The organism is Rhodobacter capsulatus SB 1003 (assembly GCF_000021865.1).
GTDB classification, from domain to species: Bacteria; Pseudomonadota; Alphaproteobacteria; order Rhodobacterales; family Rhodobacteraceae; genus Rhodobacter; species Rhodobacter capsulatus_B.
Genome location: NC_014034.1, coordinates 226,149 through 241,771, shown reverse-complemented (window position 1 = coordinate 241,771; position 15,623 = coordinate 226,149). Strand labels below are relative to the sequence as shown.

Sequence of the window (15,623 nt, the reverse complement as noted above, 5' to 3'; positions counted from 1 at the left end):
GCCCGTATCTCAAGGGGCCAAGGGGGGAAAGCAGAACCCCGGACCGATGCGGCCCGGGGTGTCTTCGGTCTGGTCGGGGGGTTCAGATCGGGCGATCTTGCCCGCTGGCGTCGATGACCCGGTTCGGCAGGCCCATCTCGCCCAGAAGTTCCAGGAAGGGCCGCGGCGGCAGCTCTTCGACGTTGGCCATGTGACCGACGTCCCAGATGCCCTTGGCAATCAGGATCGCGGCGGCGACCGGCGGCACGCCCGCGGTGTAGGAAATGCCCTGGCTTCCCACCTCTTCATAGGCTTCCTTGTGATCGGCGACGTTATAGAGGAAGACCTCGGCCGGTTTGCCGTCTTTCGTGCCGCGGATCACGTCGCCGATGCAGGTCTTGCCCACATAATCGGGCGCAAGGCTGGCCGGATCGGGCAGCACGGCCTTCACCACCTTGAGCGGGATCACCTCCTGCCCCTCGGCGGTTTTCACCGGCTTTTCCGAGAGCAGCCCAAGGTTTTTCAGCACGGTGAAGACGTTGATGTAGTGATCGCCAAAGCCCATCCAGAAGCGCACGTCTGCCCCCGGATACCGGGCGGACAGCGAATGCACCTCGTCATGGCCGGTGAGGTAAGCTTTCTGCGTGCCGACGACGGGCAGATCCCATTCCTTGCCCACTTCGAACATTTTGTTCGTCTGCCAGGCGCCCTTTTGCCAGGAATAGACCGTGCCGGTGAATTCGCGGAAGTTGATCTCGGGGTCGAAATTCGTCGCGAACCAGCGGCCATGCGATCCGGCGTTGATATCGACGATGTCGATGCTCTCGATCGTGTCGAGGAATTCTTCCTCGGCCAGCCGCACATAGGCATTCACCACGCCCGGATCGAAGCCCACCCCCAGAATCGCGGTCACGCCCGCGGCCTTGCAGGCCTCGCGCCGCTGCCATTCGTAGTTGCCATACCACGGCGGCGCTTCGCAGATCTTCTTCGGGTCTTCGTGAATCGCCGTGTCCATATAGGCGACGCCGGTCTCGATGCAGGCCTCAAGCACCGTCATGTTGACGAAGGAGGAGCCGACGTTGATGACGATCTGCGCCCCGGTCTGACGGATCAGCGCGGCCACCGCCGCCGTGTCCATCGCATCGACGGCATGCGCCGTGAACGTGCCTTGCACCTTCATCGCGTTCTTCTCGTGCACCGAGGCGATGATGGCGTCGCATTTCGCGGCCGTGCGCGATGCGATGTGCAGGTCACCCAGAATGTCGTTGTGTTGCGCGCATTTGTGGGCAACCACCTGCGCGACGCCACCGGCACCGATGATAAGCACGTTCTTCTTCACTTCTTCTGGCTCCTTTCACGAGACAGGGAAGGGGGCGATCAGCCCCTCAGGACAGGGATGAGAGGTAATCCTCGTAGGTGAACTCGCGGATCAGATCGATCTGGCCCGAAGCGCGTTTGATCGCGATCGACGGCATGTTGACGCCGTTGAACCAGTTCTTCTTCACCATGGTGTAGCCTGCCGCATCCGCAACCGAGATGCGGTCACCGACCTTCAGCGGCGCGGGGAACCGCGCTTCCCCGAAGATGTCGCCCGCAAGGCAGGACTTGCCGCAGATCTGATAGGCGTGATCGCCCTCCTGCGGCAGCTTCGCGCTTTCGCGGTAGATCAGCAGATCAAGCATATGCGCTTCGATCGAGCTGTCGACGATGGCCAGTTGCTTGCCATTGTCGAGCAGGTCGAGAACCGTGACCTCAAGCGTCGTCGATTTGGTGATCGAGGCTTCGCCGGGTTCCAGATAGACCTGCACGCCGAAGCGATCCGAGAAGGTTTTCAGCCGCTTGGCAAGCTCTTCCAGCGGATAGCCCTCGCCGGTGAAATGGATGCCGCCGCCCAGGCTGACCCAGTCGAGCTTTTCCAGAAGCGGCGCAAATTCCCGTTCGATCCGGCCCAGCTGGTCATCAAACAGCGCGAAATCGCGGTTCTCGCAGTTGTAATGGATCATCACGCCGGAAATCAGATCGGCAACGCCCAGAAGCTTCGTCACATCCCATTCGCCCAGCCGCGAAAACGGCCGCGCCGGATCGGCAAGGTCAAAACCAGAGGTCGAGAACCGCGGGTTGAGCCGCACGCCGCGCTGGATGCCCTGCGACGGCTCGGCAAAACGGGTCAGCTGGCCCACCGAATTGAAGATGATCTTGTCGGCATAGGCACAGGCCTCGTCGATCTCGCGATCCGACCAGGCCACCGAATAGGCGTGCGTCTCCTTGCCGAATTTCTCGCGCCCCAGACGCAGCTCGTAAAGCGAGCTGGAGGTGGTGCCATCCATATGCGGGCGCATGATGTCAAAGGCCGACCAGGTGGCGAAACATTTCAGCGCCAGCAGCGCCTTGGCCCCCGAGGCTTCGCGCAACAGGTCGATCTTTTGCAGGTTCTGCAAAAGCGCCGTCTCGTCGATCAGATAGAAGGGCGTCGGAATCATGGGCTCCCCCCCGCGCGAAAGTGAAGCCGCGATATAGGACCCCCTCCCCCCCCGCGCAACAGGATTCGCGGATCCGGGGCCAAGGGGTCAGTCCACCCGCAGCCGCTCCTTCGCTACGCCGAGCGTGTAACCCTTTCGTGAAACATTTCTCACCAGCAGTTCCGACACCAGCGCATTGCCCAAGGCATCGCGCAGCCGCTTGATCCGGGTGGCCCCGGCGGCTTCCTCGCAATCGCCCTCGGGACGGCCTGAAATCACCGATTCGATCCGTGCGCCGGTCAGCCATTCGTCGTCCATCCGCGCCTCGGCCAGAACGGCGAGCGTCTCGATCGCCGCGGGGGTCAGGGTGAAAACCATGTCATTCAGCATCACAGCATTTTCCGCGCGCAGGATGCGCAGGCTCTGCACCTCGATCCCGGCGCGCTGAATGGCACTCATCCGCCGGTTCAGACCCAGGATGACGACCAGAAGCACCAGCGCCGCCACCATCAGCACCATGGCAAAGACCAAGAGGATGAAGATGATCACCCGATAGGAATGCAGCATGTCGGCGAATGTGTTCGACGATTGCGCCAGCACCTCCAAGAGCCGCAGCTGCGTCGGGTTCGTCAGCACGTCGTTTTGCACGAAGATCTGCTCGACCCGGGCATCGAAGGCATTGCTGTCGGGCAGCGACAGGAACAGGAAGGCCGCCGCCGAAGCCAGGGCCAGACCGATCGCCACCACCCCCCAGATCAGCGCCCGCGAGCCGGTCTTCAGCCCCTCAGTAACGGAGGAAGAATGCACCGGAACTGTCCTTTCTTTGCGCGAGCCCCTCGGGGCCGAAGACCGAAACGACGGTCAGCAGCGTCCAGCCCGCCGCCGCCAGACGCGGCGCCAGCTCCGCCTTGGCGGCTTTCTTCGAACAGGCGGCATCGGGCACTTCGGACACGCCATAGATTAGCCGCAGGGGCGCATCCTGCTTCGCCTTCCACGAGGCGAAACATTGCGCCTGCGCCGGGGCGGCGGCCAGAAGCAGAAGGGCAAGGAACAGGGGTCTCATCATGGGTGCAGGCTGCCCGGGCGGGCCGTGACATGCAAGAACCAAAGGGATTTTCGCCGCGGATATCGGATAACACGGGGCTGATATTGCGCTGCGGCGGGGGCGGCCCCCATGGTTGGACCAGGCAAACCGCAGGCCGTTGCGAACCCGGCCCGCCTTCAAAGGATCCCTGCCATGACTGCCTTCGCCTTCCCGCGCCTGACCGCCGCCGTGCTTGCCGGTGCCGTCGCGCTGACGGGAATCTCGGCCACGCCCGCCAGCGCCATGAACGACCGCGACCGGGCGGCGCTGGGCCTGATTGTCGGTCTGGGCGTGCTGGCCGCCATCGCCGATGGCAGCGAATCCCGCCGCGACCACCGCCCGCCGCCGCAGCCGCCGAGGCGTGATGACCGCGACTATCGCCGCGCCGACGATTGCCGGGTCGAGATCTGGTACGACCGCCATGGCCGCCGGATCGAGGAACATTCCCCCGGCTGCGATGACCGGCGCGGGCATCGCCGTGACCGCCGTCCGCCGCCGCAGGTCTGGGGCCCGGATGACTGGCGCTACTACCACAACCGTTGAACCGGACGATCTGGCGCGGGGGAAACCTCGCGCCTTTTTCGTTGCCATCCGCGCCATCAGGCGCCACACCGGGGCCATGAGCACCGCCCCCGACACCCGTTTTGAACAGGCCGCACTGGCCCGCGGCTTCACCCGAATCGCCGGCGTCGACGAGGTCGGCCGCGGCCCCCTCTGCGGCCCGGTCACCGCCGCCGCCGTCGTGCTGGATCTTTCCTGCCTCCCCGAGGGGCTGAATGATTCGAAGAAGCTTTCCGCGAAACGCCGCGCCGCGCTGGTGGCGCAGATCACCGCCACGGCCGACGTGTCCGTTGCCCATGCCTCGGTCGCGGAAATCGACGCGCTCAACATCCTGCAGGCCAGCCATCTGGCGATGATCCGCGCCATCGAAGGGCTGAAAACCCCGCCCGATCACGTGCTGATCGACGGCAACCGGCTGCCGAAGGCGCTGACGATCTCGGCCGAGGCGATCGTGAAGGGCGATGCGAGGTCGGTCTCGATCGCCGCCGCCTCGATCCTGGCCAAGGAAATCCGCGATGCGCTGATGGTGGATTTGGCGCAACAATACCCGGGCTATGGCTGGGAGAGGAACGCGGGCTACCCGACCCGGGACCATCTGCAGGCGCTTCTAGATCTTGGGGTCACCCCCGTTCATAGGCGTTCCTTCAAGCCCGTGCACAACATCTTGTGCCAAGACATTTCTGTAACCCGTTGATTCAAAAAAGAAATTGACGACGATTCATCTTTGACTCATTTTTGCAGGCACAGACCGGCACAAGCTGGCGACCCAAGGGCAAGACCCGAACGGGCAGAATGAGGCAGACATGAGCAAATCCGAGACGCGGAAGCCGCAGGCGGCGCTTCCGCTCAATGAAATACTTGCGGGCGACTGCATCGACGTGATGAACCGCCTGCCCGAGGCAAGCGTCGATCTGATCTTTGCCGACCCGCCCTACAACCTGCAATTGCGCGGCGATCTGCACCGGCCGGACAATTCCAAGGTCGATGCGGTGGATGACGCCTGGGACCAGTTCGGCAGCTTCGATCACTACGACACTTTCACCCGCGACTGGCTGGCGGCGGCGAAACGCATCCTGAAGCCGAACGGCGCGATCTGGGTGATCGGGTCTTACCACAACGTCTTCCGTCTGGGCGCCGAGCTGCAGAACCAGGGCTTCTGGATCCTGAACGATGTTGTGTGGCGCAAGTCGAACCCGATGCCGAATTTCCGCGGCAAGCGGCTGACCAATGCGCATGAGACACTGATCTGGGCGTCGAAATCCGAAGGCGCGAAATACACCTTCAACTACGAGGCGCTGAAAGCGCTGAACGAGGGCATCCAGATGCGCTCGGACTGGGTGCTGCCGATTTGCACCGGCAACGAGCGGCTCAAGGACGACGCGGGCGACAAGGCGCATCCGACGCAGAAACCGGAAAGCCTGCTGCACCGGATCATCCTGGGCACGACCAATGCGGGCGATGTGGTGCTCGATCCGTTCTTCGGCACCGGCACGACGGGCGCGGTGGCGAAGATGCTCGGCCGCGACTTCATCGGCATCGAACGCGAGGAAGCCTATCGCGAGGCCGCCCGCAAGCGCATCGACAAGGTGCGCAAATTCGACCGCGAGGCGCTGGAGATCACCGGCTCGAAACGCGCCGAGCCGCGCGTGCCCTTTGGCCAGCTGGTCGAACGCGGCATGCTGCGCCCGGGCGAGGAACTGTATTCCATCGGCAATCGCTTCAAGGCGAAGGTCCGCGCCGATGGCACGCTGGTCGGCAATGACGTGAAGGGCTCGATCCATCAGGTCGGCGCCCATCTCGAAGGTGCGCCCAGCTGCAACGGCTGGACCTACTGGCACTTCAAGCGCGACGGCAAGATGGTGCCGATCGACCTTCTGCGCCAACAGATCCGCGCCGAGATGAACTGAAAGATCAAACGGTTACCGCCGGTGTCTGGACGATGCGTCCAAGGCACGACCTTGCCCCGCCGTTCGTTCGGCGGGGCCTTTTTGATGTGAAGACTGCGTATTTGAGCCAAGAAAAAGGGGCGTATTTTTCCCAAGAAGAAACCCGTTCGCTTTTTCTTGGTGCAAATACGCCCGGGGGGTGCGGGGCGGAAAGCCCCCCGTTCCGCGGCTTCAGCTTTCCTCGAGCCGCAGCCGCAATTCGCGCAGCACGGGCAAGGCGGCGCGGACCTTGTCGGCGCCGATGTCGCGCACCACATCGGCAATCACCGGCATGAAGGAGGCCAGCGCGGCATCCCGCGCCTGCCGCCCCGCGGGCGAGATCGCCACGAACTTGCGCCGCGCATCGTCCCAATCGGGGCGGATATGCACATGCCCCGCCCAGACCAGTTTCGACAGCGTGTTGGTCATCGCGCCGCGGGTGACGTGGAAGGTCGCGGCCAATTGCGCGGGCGTGCGTTCCTCGGCAATATGGGCCAGGTGGTTCAAGACCGAGAAGTGGGAAATCTCCATCCCCTTCGGCAGCGCCCGGCTGACCACGTTGCGCGCCAGCTGATCGGCCATGAAGACCTCGGCGAAGAGCGCGGCGGCAAGCGGGTCGGTCGGATCGCTCATGGGCCGTCAAACCCGCGGTCATGGGTGATCGAGGGCACGCGGGCGCGGGCCTCGGCGACGCGGGAAAGATCGAGATCGACCAGCGTCACCCCGGGCTCCGTGCCGCCATCGGCCAGCACCTCGCCCCAGGGCGCGACGGCGAGGCTGTGGCCATGCGTCCGGCGCGGTTTTCCGGCGTGCGCCGCATGGGTGCCGCATTGCGCCGGGGCCAGCACGAAACAGGTGTTTTCGATCGCCCGCGCCCGGATCAGGCTTTCCCAATGCGCCGCGCCCGTGGTGTCATTGAAGGCCGCGGGCAGGGTCAGCACCTCTGCCCCCGCCTGCGAGAGCCTGCGGAAAAGCTGCGGAAAGCGCAGGTCATAACAGATCGCCATGCCGATCCGCGCGAAACCGGCCTCGGCCAGGACCGCCTTCGTCCCGGGGCGATAAGCCTCGGATTCGCGATAGCGCTCGGTCGGGCTGACATCGACGTCGAACATGTGGATCTTGTCGTAACGGGCGACGATCTGCCCGGCAGGTCCGATCAGGAACGACCGGTTGGCAAAGCGGCCGTCCGGGTCATGGGTCTTCAGCCCCAGCGAGCCGATCAGCAACCAGATGCCCAGACGCTCCGCCTCGGCGCGCAGGGCGGAGAGCGTCGCATCCTCGTCTTCATGCGCCAGCACCGCGCGCTGCAAGGCGCGGTCCGAGGACAGAAGATTGGTGCATTCCGGTGTCAGCACGAAGCCCGCCCCGCCTGCCGCAGCCTGCCGGATGAAATCGACCGTCACCGGCAGGTTCGCCGCCGGATCATCCGTCACCGAAAGCTGGACCAGAGCGGCGCGCATCACTCTGCCAGCATCGGATCAAGCTTGCCCGCGGCATCCAGCGCATGGATGTCATCGCAGCCGCCGACATGCACGCCGCCGATGAAGATCTGCGGCACGGTATGGCGGCCGTTCGCCCGGTCGCGCATCGCCGCCCGCAAGGCCGGATCGGCGCCGACATCGGTTTCCTCGAAGGCGACGCCCTTGGTGGTCAGCAGCTCCTTGGCGGCGAGGCAATAGGGACAGGTGCGGGTGGTGTAGATTTCGACGCGTTTCATGGGGGCTCCTTGTTGTCCCCAACGTAAGGGGTTCAGCCGTCGCGCGCAACGCGGGCCAGAACCGCGACCGAAACCCCCGCGGCGCCGGCCGCCAAAGCCGCCGCGGCCGTGGCTTCCAGCGTCGCCCCCGAGGTCAGCACGTCGTCGATCACCAGCAGCTGCCTGCCCCTGATCCGGTCCCGATATTTCGGATTGACCGCGATGGCGCCGTCCAGATTGCTCCGCCGTTCGGCGCGGGTCATCCCCTCCATTGCCGCCGTGGCCCGGGTGCGCAGGAACAGATCGGGCAGGCAGGCCAGCCCGCCCTCGCGCGCGAGGGCCTGCGCCAGCATCGCCGATTGGTTGAACTTGCGCCGCAACAGCCGCAGCCGATGCAGCGGCACCGGCGCCACCAGCATCTTCGGCCGCAGGATCGGCTGCACCGCCCGCGCCAGCATCGCGGCAAGCGGCGGCACCAGATCCAGCCGGTCGGCGTGTTTCAGCTGCAGCACCAGTTTCCGCCCGGTCCCGTCGTACAGAAAGGCCGCCCGCCCCCGCCCCCAGGGCCGCGGTCGGGTCAGGCAGTCGTCGCAAAGCACCGGCCCGGCATCCTCGCCCGGCAGGGGCGTGCCGCAGCAATCGCAGACGGTGCCGGCAAGAAACGACATCTCGCGCCAGCAAGCCGGGCACAGCCCGTCATCCGAGCCGACCGCCGCCCCGCAACAGATGCAGCGCGGCGGAAATACCGTGTGCAACGCCACCCGCAAGGCCGCGCGCAGCGCGTCTGGCATCTGCGGGCGAACCGCCCTATCTTTCACCCTGACCATGACCCAAGACCCTCGCCTGACCGACCGCACCGCCCTTTTGCGCCACCGTGCCCGCGCCCGAACCCTCGGGCCCGAGCTGTTCCTGCACGACGACGCCGCCGTCGAACTGCAGGAGAGACTGAACGAGGTTAACAGAACCTTTACATCTCCGGCTGTAGTGACGCATTTTTCACAACCCTGGGCGGAAATCCTGCCCGGGGCGAAAGTCGTGGCGGATGACGACCTGCTTGATCTGGCGCCCGGGGCGCATGATCTGGTGGTGCATGCGATGTGCCTGCACTGGGCCGAGGATCCGGTGGGGCAGATCGTGCAATGCGCCCGGGCGCTGCGGCCGGACGGGCTGTTCATCGCCGTGCTGTTCGGCGGCCAGACCCTGTCGGAGCTGCGCGCGGTTCTGGCCGAGGCCGAGGTGGCGCTGACCGGCGGTCTGTCGCCGCGCGTGCTGCCGATGGGCGAGATCCGCGATCTGGGGGCGCTGTTGCAACGCGCGGGGCTGGCGCTGCCGGTGGCCGACAGCGTGCTGCGCCGGGTCAGCTATGGCGATCCGCTGCGGCTGTTGCGCGATCTGCGGGCGATGGGCGAGACGAATGCGCTGAGCGCGCGGCGGCGCAGTTTCACCCCGCGCGCGGTGCTGATGCAGGCGCTGGCGCGTTACGCAGAACATTTCCCCGACACCGAGGGCCGCGTGCGGGCCAGTTTCGACATGGTCTGGCTGACCGGCTGGAAACCGCATGAAAGCCAGCAAAAACCGCTGCGCCCGGGCTCGGCCGCCTGTTCCTTGACCGAAATTCTGGGCAAAACGCCGCAGGGGTAAGGGCGCGCAATCCTTGCGCAAGGATATTGTTCAGCTTTTCATTGACCCCAAATGAAAAAGCTATACCTCCGGGACCGGACAGCCATCAGGACACGTCATGACGATTGCCAACCGCATCCTTCCGCACGCCCCCGCCGACCATCCGCCGGTGCCGGTGCCGCGTGTCGGCGTGCTTTTGGCCAATCTCGGCACGCCCGACGCCACCGACTACTGGTCGATGCGCCGCTATCTGAACGAATTCCTGTCCGACCGGCGGGTGATCGACTATCCGATCTGGAAATGGCAGCCGCTGTTGCAGCTGATCATCCTGTCGAAGCGGCCCTTCACCTCGGGCAACAACTATCGCTCGATCTGGAACGAGGAGCGCGACGAAAGCCCCTTGATGACGATCACCCGCGATCAGGTGCGCAAGCTGCGCGCCGCGGTCGAGACCCGCTATGGCGCGGGCAATGTGGTGGTCGATTTCTGCATGCGCTACGGCAACCCCTCCACCCGTGACGTGCTCGATGACATGCTGGCGCAGGGCTGCGAACGCATCCTGTTCCTGCCGCTTTATCCGCAATATGCGGGCGCCACCTCGGCCACGGCGAACGACCAGTTCTTCCGCGCGCTGATGCAGGTGAAACGCCAGCCCGCCGCCCGCACCGTGCCGGAATATTTCGCCAGGCCGAGCTATATCGAGGCGCTGGCCAGCTCGGTCGAGCGGGTCTATGCGACGCTCGACACCCGGCCCGACGTGCTGGTGGCCTCTTATCACGGCATGCCCAAACGCTATCACCGCGAGGGCGACCCCTATCATTGCCAATGCCAGAAAACCTCGCGGCTTTTGCGCGAACGGCTGGGCTGGGGGCCGGATTCGATCGACACCACCTTTCAATCCGTCTTCGGCACCGAGGAATGGCTGCGCCCCTATACGGTCGAGCATGTGGTGCAGCTGGCGGAAGCGGGCAAGAAGAACATCGCGGTGATTTCCCCCGCCTTTTCCGCCGATTGCATCGAGACGCTCGAGGAAATCAACGGCGAGATCCGCGAGGCGTTTGAACATGCGGGCGGCGAAAGCTTCACCTATGTGCCCTGCCTGAACGACGACGACCTGCACATCGCCGCGCTTCTGGAAGTGGTCGAGGAAAATCTGGCGGGCTGGATCGACTGATCCGCCCGGCCGCGACCGGACATGAAAAAGGGGGCCGCGGGCCCCCTTTGGCTTGCCAAGGATCCGGGTCTCAGATCAGCACGACCTGGGTGCCGACCTGCGCCAGTTCGAACAGTTCCTCGACATGCTGGTTGAACAGGCCGATGCAGCCGTTCGACGACTTGCGGCCGATCTTGCGGGTGTCGTGGGTGCCGTGGATGCGGTAATACTGCCAGCTCAGATACATCGCGCGCGTGCCCAGCGGATTGTCCGGACCGGCTTCGACGAAATCCGGCCATTCCGGGTTGCGCTGCTTCATCGAGGGCGTGGGCGACCAGGTCGGGTTCTTCACCTTGCGGATGATCTCGGTGCGGCCGCGGCGGGTCAGCTCTTCCGACACCGGCACCGAGGTCGGGTAAAGCTTGTAGATCGACTCGTCCTCGGACCAGAAATGCAGCGCCCGCGAAATCGTGTCGACCAGGATGATGCCGTTCTTCGTGTTCGAGAAATAGGGCTTCCAGTCAAGTTCGCGGAAGCTCGAGATGTTGCGCCGCATGTTGGTGTTTGCGGTTTCCTCGCGTTGCTCGAGGCCGGTATCGGGCAGGGCCTGGGCAAGCACCGCAGGCGCGGCCAGCGAGGCCCCGGCAAATGCGGCGGTGCCGAGGAAGGAACGGCGATCGAGCATCTTGCGCGCATCCGACATGGGGTGAACTCCGTGGGCGTAAACGATTCAGGGCGCTTCCTTAATGCTGCCGCGCCGCAGGTGCAAATCAAACCGGCGTCATTGTGACGTTTCACGCAACTGTGGGTTTGCGCCGCCGCGCGGGCCGGTGTAAGGGACCGCTCAAATCCGAGGGGAAACCATGATCCGCGCCACCATCCTGCTTGTTTCGGCCAGCCTTGCCCTGGCAGCCTGCACCACCTCCGGGGAGCAGATCGGGCCCGATGGCAAGCCGCTGCCGAAGATGTATCGCATCACCAAGGGCGATGCGAAGGAGATCCCGGTGCGGGTGGTCGAGGCCGTGAACACGCTGCGCGCCGCCCGCGGCACCGCGCCGGTGGCGCTGAACCCGGCGCTGACCGCCGCCGCCGAACGGCATTCTCGCGACATGGCCGATCAGAACCGGCCCTGGCACTGGGGGTCGGACGGGTCCTCGCCGCTGCAGCGCGTGCAGCGCGCGGGCTTCATGGGCCAGTTCCTCGGCGAGAACATCTCCGAGACCTACGAGACCGAGACCGAAACCCTCTCGGCCTGGATGGGTCTTGCCGACACCCGCGACGTGATCCTGAACCCGGCGGCAACGCAGATGGGCTTTTCCTGGTATCAGGAGCCCTCGGGCAAGATCTGGTGGACGATGGTCACCGGCCAGTAATTCCGGCATCAGCCGACACGAAAAAGGCCCCCGCGGGGGCCTTTTGCCTGTCCGGGGGCCGGATCAGGGGAAGATGAAGATCGGCGTGCCATTCGGCACCATCGCGAAGATTTCCTCGATCTCGTCATCCTTGACCGCGATGCAGCCCGCCGTCCAGTCGCCGCGGGTGCCGCGGTATTTCCGCCCCTGCCCGTGGATCATGATGTCGCCGCCCGGCTTGCGGCCATGCGCCTCGGCATAGGCCGTGTCCGCCTCGTTCGGATAGGACACCCGCAGCGACAGGTGATAGGCCGAATTCGGATTGTGCATCGAGATGTGGTAAAGCCCCTCGGGGGTCTTGCCATCGCCCTCGAAGCGCTTCTTGCCGACCGGATTGCCGCCCAGCGCGATCTTGTATTTGCGCACCACATCGTCGCCGACAAACAGGAACATCTTCCGTTTGCGCTTGAACACCTGGATCTGCGTGACCCGGGGCCCGGAATAGTTGCGGAATTTCGCGGAATCGCCGCCGCAAGCGGCCAGAAGGGTGAGGCTGGAAAGCCCCAGAAGAAGCGTGCGACGGTGCATGACGTGCCTGTGTGCTGCCGGTAGTCTGGTGTTATCGTTGCGCCCATCCTAGCGGAAAGCAGGGCGGGCGCGAAGCCCTTACGTCCGCCGGAAGCGTGCCGCAAGCTCGATATGCGCGGAGTAGCGGAACTGATCGACCACGATCACGTCAGCCAGCGCAAAGCCCGCCTGCACCAGCCGCTCGGCATCGCGGGCGAAGGTCACCGGATTGCAGGACACATAGGTCAGGTCGCGCAGGCTTGACGCCGCGATCTCGGCCACCTGCGCCTCGGCGCCCGCCCGCGGCGGATCGATCACCACGGCGTCGAAACGGTCGATCTCGTCGGGAAGCAGCGGGCGGCGGAACAGATCGCGGGCCTCGTGGGTCAGACGCTTGAGGCCCTGCGCCTGCCGCCAGCCCCAGTCGAGCGCGGCCAGCATCGCCGCCTCGCTTTCGACGGCATGGACCTCGGCCGTCGCAGCCAGCGGCAGCGCAAAGGTGCCGCAACCGGCAAACAGATCGGCGATCCGCGCCGCGCCCTCGGTGGCTTTGCGCACGAAATCGACCAGCGCCGCCTCGCCCGCGGCGGTGGCCTGCAAGAACGCCCCGGGCGGCGGATTGACCCGGGCGGCGCCAAAGCTCTGCAGCGCCGGACGGCGGGCGGCGACGGTCTCGGCCTCCCAGCTCAGCCGGGCGAAATCATGCGCCTCGGCCAGCCCGGCAAGGGTCTGAAACAGCGCGGGGTCCATCTCCTTGCCGCCCCTGGCCGCGATTTCCAGCCCGGCTTCCGACAGCGTCACCGCAAAGGCGACCTCGCCCTTGCGCGAGGCCCCCGCCGCCGTCATCGCATTGAGCGCGGGCAGCACGGCCAGAAGTTCCGGCCGCAGGATCCGGCATTGCGGCACCTCGACCACCGTATCCGAGGCGCGGGCGTGAAAGCCGACCAAGGTGCCTTTCTTCGTCCGCCGCCCGGAAAAGGTCGCGCGGCGGCGCGAAAACTCGGGCGAGGTTTCGACCCGGGCAACGCGCGCGGCAATCCCCCGCCCGGCCAAAGCGGTTTCCACCACCTGCGCCTTCCAGCCCGCGACGAAGGCGTCCGAGGCATGCTGCAACAGACAGCCGCCACAGGCGCGGTAGTGCGGGCAAGGCGCCTTCACCCGGTCGGGCGAGGGGGTGACGATCGACGGCGCCGCGATGCGGCCATTTTCGACCGTCCCCTCGACCAGCTCGCCCGGCAGCGCCATCGCCACATGCACGGTGCCCTCAGGCCCATGGGCGACGCCATCGGCAAGCAGGGACAGACGATCGATGGTGAATGGCATGGGCGGGCTCCTTTGCGCCCGCTTAGCCGATGGGACCGCGCCCGCCAAGCCTATTGCGCGGCCTCGATCCCCGGAAGCGGCTCTTCGGCCTCTTCCTCCTCGGTGCCAAGGAAGCCGCCCGACTGCCGGTTCCAGTAGCGCGCATAAAGCCCGTTCTGCGCCAGAAGCTCGGCATGGCTGCCCTCTTCGACGATCCGGCCCTGATCCAGCACGACGATGCGGTCCATTTCCGCGATCGTGGACAGCCGATGCGCGATGGCCAGCACGGTCTTGCCCTCCATCACCCGGCCAAGCGCCTTCTGAATCGCCGCCTCGACCTCGCTGTCCAAGGCCGAGGTCGCCTCGTCCAGCACCAGGATGGGGGCGTTCTTCAGAAACGCCCGCGCCAGCGCGATGCGCTGCCGCTGCCCGCCCGAAAGCTTGACCCCGCGTTCGCCCAGGGCCGCCTCGTAGCCGGTCTTGCCGGTGTGATCGACCAGCCCGAGGATGAAGTCATGCGCCTCGGCGGCCTTTGCGGCGGCGATCATCTCCTCCTCCGTGGCATCGGGGCGACCGTAAAGAATGTTCTCCCGCGCGGAGCGGTTGAACATCGCGGTTTCCTGCGTGACCATCCCGATATTGCGGCGCAGGCTTTCCTGCGTGACATCGCGCAGGTCGGTGCCGTCGATCATCACCCGGCCCTTTTCGGTGTCGTAAAGCCGCAAAAGCAGCGCCACGAGGGTCGATTTCCCCGCCCCCGAGGCGCCGACGATGCCGATGCGTTCCCCCGGTTTGATCGTCAGATCCACGCCGTCGATGCCGCCCTTTTCGCGGCCATAGGCGAAGCTGACCTGATCGAAGCGGACCTCGCCCTGCACCCGGCCCAGCACCTGCGCGCCTTCGGCATCGGTGATCGCATGGGCGGGGGTCAGGGTGCGCATGCCGTCCTCGACCTCGCCGATGTTCGACCAGAGCGCCATCAGCGATTGCGACACCCAGCCCGACATCTGCGCGATGCGCATGGCAACGGCCCCCGCGGCGGCGATGTCGCCCGGCGTCGCGGCGCCCTTGCGCCACATCAGCATCGCGCCGCCGACCAGAAGGATCGGCAACAGGCCCGAAAAGGTGATCTGGCTCAGCCGATACCAGGTGGTGGTGACGCCGAACCGTTTCGTGGCGCTGCGATAGCCTTCCATCGCGCCCAGGGCGACGCGGTCTTCGTGATCGTCATGGGCGAAAAGCTTCACCGTCTTGATGTTGGTGATCGTGTCGACGACCTGCCCCGTCACCATCGCCCGGGCGGACGCCCGCGCCTTGGACCGCCCCCGCACATGCGGCAGGAAGGCCCGGATCAGAAGCAGGTAGAACACCAGCCACAGCGCCAGCGCCAGCGCCCCCCAGGTGTCTATTCCGGCCAAAAGCACCACCGAGCCGATGATCGAGGCCAGCGCGAAGAATACCGTGCCGATGACTTCGGCGATGACATCGGTGACGGCGCGGGCGGTCTGCATCTGCTTTTGCGCGATGCGGCCGGCGAAGTCGTTGTCGAAGAAGGTGACCGAATGGCCCATGGTCCAGCGGTGCAGCCGCGACAGCACCTGCGGCATCACATTCGGCGCCACCAGCATGTTCATCGTCCAGGTCGAGAGGCCAAAGGCCCCGGGCCGGATCAGCAGATAAAAGACGACAAAGGCCAGAAGCAGCCACAGATGCTGCCCGGCATGGGTCGCGGGATCGGCGCCGACGACAGAGTCGATGACCAGGCCCAGAAGCCAGGCCGCCCCCACCTCCATCGAGCCCGCCAGCGCCGAGGCGGCCCCGGCAATCCACACGGCGGGCCAGGCGCCGTTGATGCACCAGCGCAGAAACGGGATCAGTCGCGAGGGCGGCGGGCCCTCGGCAGGAAGGAAGGCGTCAGTCATCGG

At 65.6% G+C, this 15,623-nt stretch carries 18 protein-coding genes; 6 read left to right on the top strand and 12 right to left on the bottom strand.

The features are described 5' to 3' along the window. Window positions 1-82: 82 nt before the first annotated feature. From RCAP_RS01075 to RCAP_RS01060, 4 genes are all read right to left on the bottom strand, one after another. Window positions 83-1,318, bottom strand: a complete 1,236-nt coding sequence (locus RCAP_RS01075) for a saccharopine dehydrogenase family protein (RefSeq protein ID WP_013065954.1) — start codon at window positions 1,316-1,318, stop codon at window positions 83-85. A gap of 46 nt (window positions 1,319-1,364) precedes the next feature. After that, window positions 1,365-2,459 carry a carboxynorspermidine decarboxylase gene (locus RCAP_RS01070; RefSeq protein WP_013065953.1) on the bottom strand — a complete coding sequence of 365 codons (1,095 nt, stop codon included), beginning with the start codon at window positions 2,457-2,459 and terminating at the stop codon, window positions 1,365-1,367. Between the two features lie 87 nt (window positions 2,460-2,546). Next, window positions 2,547-3,245 (bottom strand): hypothetical protein, encoded by a 699-nt coding sequence (locus RCAP_RS01065; protein WP_013065952.1) that lies wholly within the window; start codon window positions 3,243-3,245, stop codon window positions 2,547-2,549. After that, window positions 3,223-3,504 carry a hypothetical protein gene (locus RCAP_RS01060; RefSeq protein ID WP_013065951.1) on the bottom strand — a complete coding sequence of 94 codons (282 nt, stop codon included), beginning with the start codon at window positions 3,502-3,504 and terminating at the stop codon, window positions 3,223-3,225. The genes RCAP_RS01065 and RCAP_RS01060 overlap by 23 nt, the downstream gene beginning before the upstream one ends. A gap of 171 nt (window positions 3,505-3,675) precedes the next feature. On the opposite strand from RCAP_RS01060, the gene RCAP_RS01055 reads away from it, so the two are divergent. The 3 genes from RCAP_RS01055 (at window position 3,676) to RCAP_RS01045 (ending at window position 5,990) form a co-directional block, all read left to right on the top strand. Beyond that, window positions 3,676-4,065 carry a hypothetical protein gene (locus tag RCAP_RS01055; RefSeq protein WP_013065950.1) on the top strand — a complete coding sequence of 130 codons (390 nt, stop codon included), beginning with the start codon at window positions 3,676-3,678 and terminating at the stop codon, window positions 4,063-4,065. 76 nt (window positions 4,066-4,141) lie between these two features. Beyond that, window positions 4,142-4,777 carry a ribonuclease HII gene (locus RCAP_RS01050; protein ID WP_013065949.1) on the top strand — a complete coding sequence of 212 codons (636 nt, stop codon included), beginning with the start codon at window positions 4,142-4,144 and terminating at the stop codon, window positions 4,775-4,777. A 109-nt stretch (window positions 4,778-4,886) separates the two neighbouring features. Beyond that, entirely contained in the window at window positions 4,887-5,990 is a 1,104-nt protein-coding gene (locus RCAP_RS01045; RefSeq protein WP_013065948.1) for a site-specific DNA-methyltransferase, read from the top strand. A gap of 210 nt (window positions 5,991-6,200) precedes the next feature. On the opposite strand, the gene RCAP_RS01040 is transcribed toward RCAP_RS01045, so the two are convergent. Genes RCAP_RS01040 through RCAP_RS01025 form a run of 4 tightly spaced genes read right to left on the bottom strand, consistent with a single transcriptional unit; the run spans window position 6,201 to window position 8,495 of the window. Further along, on the bottom strand, window positions 6,201-6,641 hold the full coding sequence (locus RCAP_RS01040) for a MarR family winged helix-turn-helix transcriptional regulator (RefSeq protein WP_013065947.1): 441 nt from the start codon (window positions 6,639-6,641) through the stop codon (window positions 6,201-6,203). Continuing rightward, window positions 6,638-7,468 carry a carbon-nitrogen hydrolase family protein gene (locus tag RCAP_RS01035; RefSeq protein WP_013065946.1) on the bottom strand — a complete coding sequence of 277 codons (831 nt, stop codon included), beginning with the start codon at window positions 7,466-7,468 and terminating at the stop codon, window positions 6,638-6,640. Before RCAP_RS01035 ends, RCAP_RS01040 begins: the two co-directional genes overlap by 4 nt. After that, on the bottom strand, window positions 7,468-7,725 hold the full coding sequence (grxC, locus tag RCAP_RS01030; protein ID WP_013065945.1) for a glutaredoxin 3: 258 nt from the start codon (window positions 7,723-7,725) through the stop codon (window positions 7,468-7,470). Before grxC ends, RCAP_RS01035 begins: the two co-directional genes overlap by 1 nt. Window positions 7,726-7,757: 32 nt before the next feature. Continuing rightward, window positions 7,758-8,495, bottom strand: coding sequence for a ComF family protein (locus RCAP_RS01025; RefSeq protein ID WP_013065944.1), 738 nt, complete (start codon window positions 8,493-8,495; stop codon window positions 7,758-7,760). A 34-nt stretch (window positions 8,496-8,529) separates the two neighbouring features. Here RCAP_RS01025 and RCAP_RS01020 point away from each other — a divergent pair, with 34 nt between their 5' ends. Further along, window positions 8,530-9,345 (top strand): methyltransferase domain-containing protein, encoded by an 816-nt coding sequence (locus tag RCAP_RS01020; RefSeq protein ID WP_013065943.1) that lies wholly within the window; start codon window positions 8,530-8,532, stop codon window positions 9,343-9,345. A 97-nt stretch (window positions 9,346-9,442) separates the two neighbouring features. Then, window positions 9,443-10,498 carry a ferrochelatase gene (gene hemH / locus RCAP_RS01015; protein ID WP_013065942.1) on the top strand — a complete coding sequence of 352 codons (1,056 nt, stop codon included), beginning with the start codon at window positions 9,443-9,445 and terminating at the stop codon, window positions 10,496-10,498. A 70-nt stretch (window positions 10,499-10,568) separates the two neighbouring features. On the opposite strand, the gene RCAP_RS01010 is transcribed toward hemH, so the two are convergent. Continuing rightward, window positions 10,569-11,180: a L,D-transpeptidase gene (locus tag RCAP_RS01010; RefSeq protein WP_013065941.1), complete on the bottom strand. Its 612-nt coding sequence runs from the start codon at window positions 11,178-11,180 to the stop codon at window positions 10,569-10,571. Window positions 11,181-11,340: 160 nt separating this feature from the next. Between RCAP_RS01010 and RCAP_RS01005 the strand changes: the two genes are divergently transcribed. Then, on the top strand, window positions 11,341-11,850 hold the full coding sequence (locus RCAP_RS01005) for a CAP domain-containing protein (RefSeq protein ID WP_013065940.1): 510 nt from the start codon (window positions 11,341-11,343) through the stop codon (window positions 11,848-11,850). A gap of 63 nt (window positions 11,851-11,913) precedes the next feature. On the opposite strand, the gene RCAP_RS01000 is transcribed toward RCAP_RS01005, so the two are convergent. From RCAP_RS01000 to RCAP_RS00990, 3 genes are all read right to left on the bottom strand, one after another. Continuing rightward, window positions 11,914-12,417 (bottom strand): L,D-transpeptidase family protein, encoded by a 504-nt coding sequence (locus tag RCAP_RS01000; protein WP_013065939.1) that lies wholly within the window; start codon window positions 12,415-12,417, stop codon window positions 11,914-11,916. Between the two features lie 78 nt (window positions 12,418-12,495). Next, on the bottom strand, window positions 12,496-13,719 hold the full coding sequence (locus RCAP_RS00995; protein ID WP_013065938.1) for a class I SAM-dependent RNA methyltransferase: 1,224 nt from the start codon (window positions 13,717-13,719) through the stop codon (window positions 12,496-12,498). Between the two features lie 50 nt (window positions 13,720-13,769). Beyond that, window positions 13,770-15,620, bottom strand: coding sequence for an ABC transporter ATP-binding protein (locus tag RCAP_RS00990; protein ID WP_013065937.1), 1,851 nt, complete (start codon window positions 15,618-15,620; stop codon window positions 13,770-13,772). Window positions 15,621-15,623 lie beyond the last annotated feature (3 nt).

Bases quoted from the DNA above. Each gene is read 5' to 3' on its own strand.
- hemH (WP_013065942.1), top strand. From the start codon at position 9,443: ATGACGATTGCCAACCGCATCCTTCCGCACGCCCCCGCCGACCATCCG.
- RCAP_RS01060 (WP_013065951.1), bottom strand. From the start codon at position 3,504: ATGATGAGACCCCTGTTCCTTGCCCTTCTGCTTCTGGCCGCCGCCCCG.
- RCAP_RS01040 (WP_013065947.1), bottom strand. From the start codon at position 6,641: ATGAGCGATCCGACCGACCCGCTTGCCGCCGCGCTCTTCGCCGAGGTC.
- RCAP_RS01005 (WP_013065940.1), top strand. From the start codon at position 11,341: ATGATCCGCGCCACCATCCTGCTTGTTTCGGCCAGCCTTGCCCTGGCA.
- RCAP_RS01025 (WP_013065944.1), bottom strand. From the start codon at position 8,495: ATGCCAGACGCGCTGCGCGCGGCCTTGCGGGTGGCGTTGCACACGGTA.
- RCAP_RS01010 (WP_013065941.1), bottom strand. From the start codon at position 11,180: ATGTCGGATGCGCGCAAGATGCTCGATCGCCGTTCCTTCCTCGGCACC.
- RCAP_RS01050 (WP_013065949.1), top strand. From the start codon at position 4,142: ATGAGCACCGCCCCCGACACCCGTTTTGAACAGGCCGCACTGGCCCGC.
- RCAP_RS01020 (WP_013065943.1), top strand. From the start codon at position 8,530: ATGACCCAAGACCCTCGCCTGACCGACCGCACCGCCCTTTTGCGCCAC.
- grxC (WP_013065945.1), bottom strand. From the start codon at position 7,725: ATGAAACGCGTCGAAATCTACACCACCCGCACCTGTCCCTATTGCCTC.
- RCAP_RS01055 (WP_013065950.1), top strand. From the start codon at position 3,676: ATGACTGCCTTCGCCTTCCCGCGCCTGACCGCCGCCGTGCTTGCCGGT.
- RCAP_RS01045 (WP_013065948.1), top strand. From the start codon at position 4,887: ATGAGCAAATCCGAGACGCGGAAGCCGCAGGCGGCGCTTCCGCTCAAT.
- RCAP_RS00995 (WP_013065938.1), bottom strand. From the start codon at position 13,719: ATGCCATTCACCATCGATCGTCTGTCCCTGCTTGCCGATGGCGTCGCC.
- RCAP_RS01000 (WP_013065939.1), bottom strand. From the start codon at position 12,417: ATGCACCGTCGCACGCTTCTTCTGGGGCTTTCCAGCCTCACCCTTCTG.
- RCAP_RS00990 (WP_013065937.1), bottom strand. From the start codon at position 15,620: ATGACTGACGCCTTCCTTCCTGCCGAGGGCCCGCCGCCCTCGCGACTG.
- RCAP_RS01035 (WP_013065946.1), bottom strand. From the start codon at position 7,468: ATGCGCGCCGCTCTGGTCCAGCTTTCGGTGACGGATGATCCGGCGGCG.
- RCAP_RS01070 (WP_013065953.1), bottom strand. From the start codon at position 2,459: ATGATTCCGACGCCCTTCTATCTGATCGACGAGACGGCGCTTTTGCAG.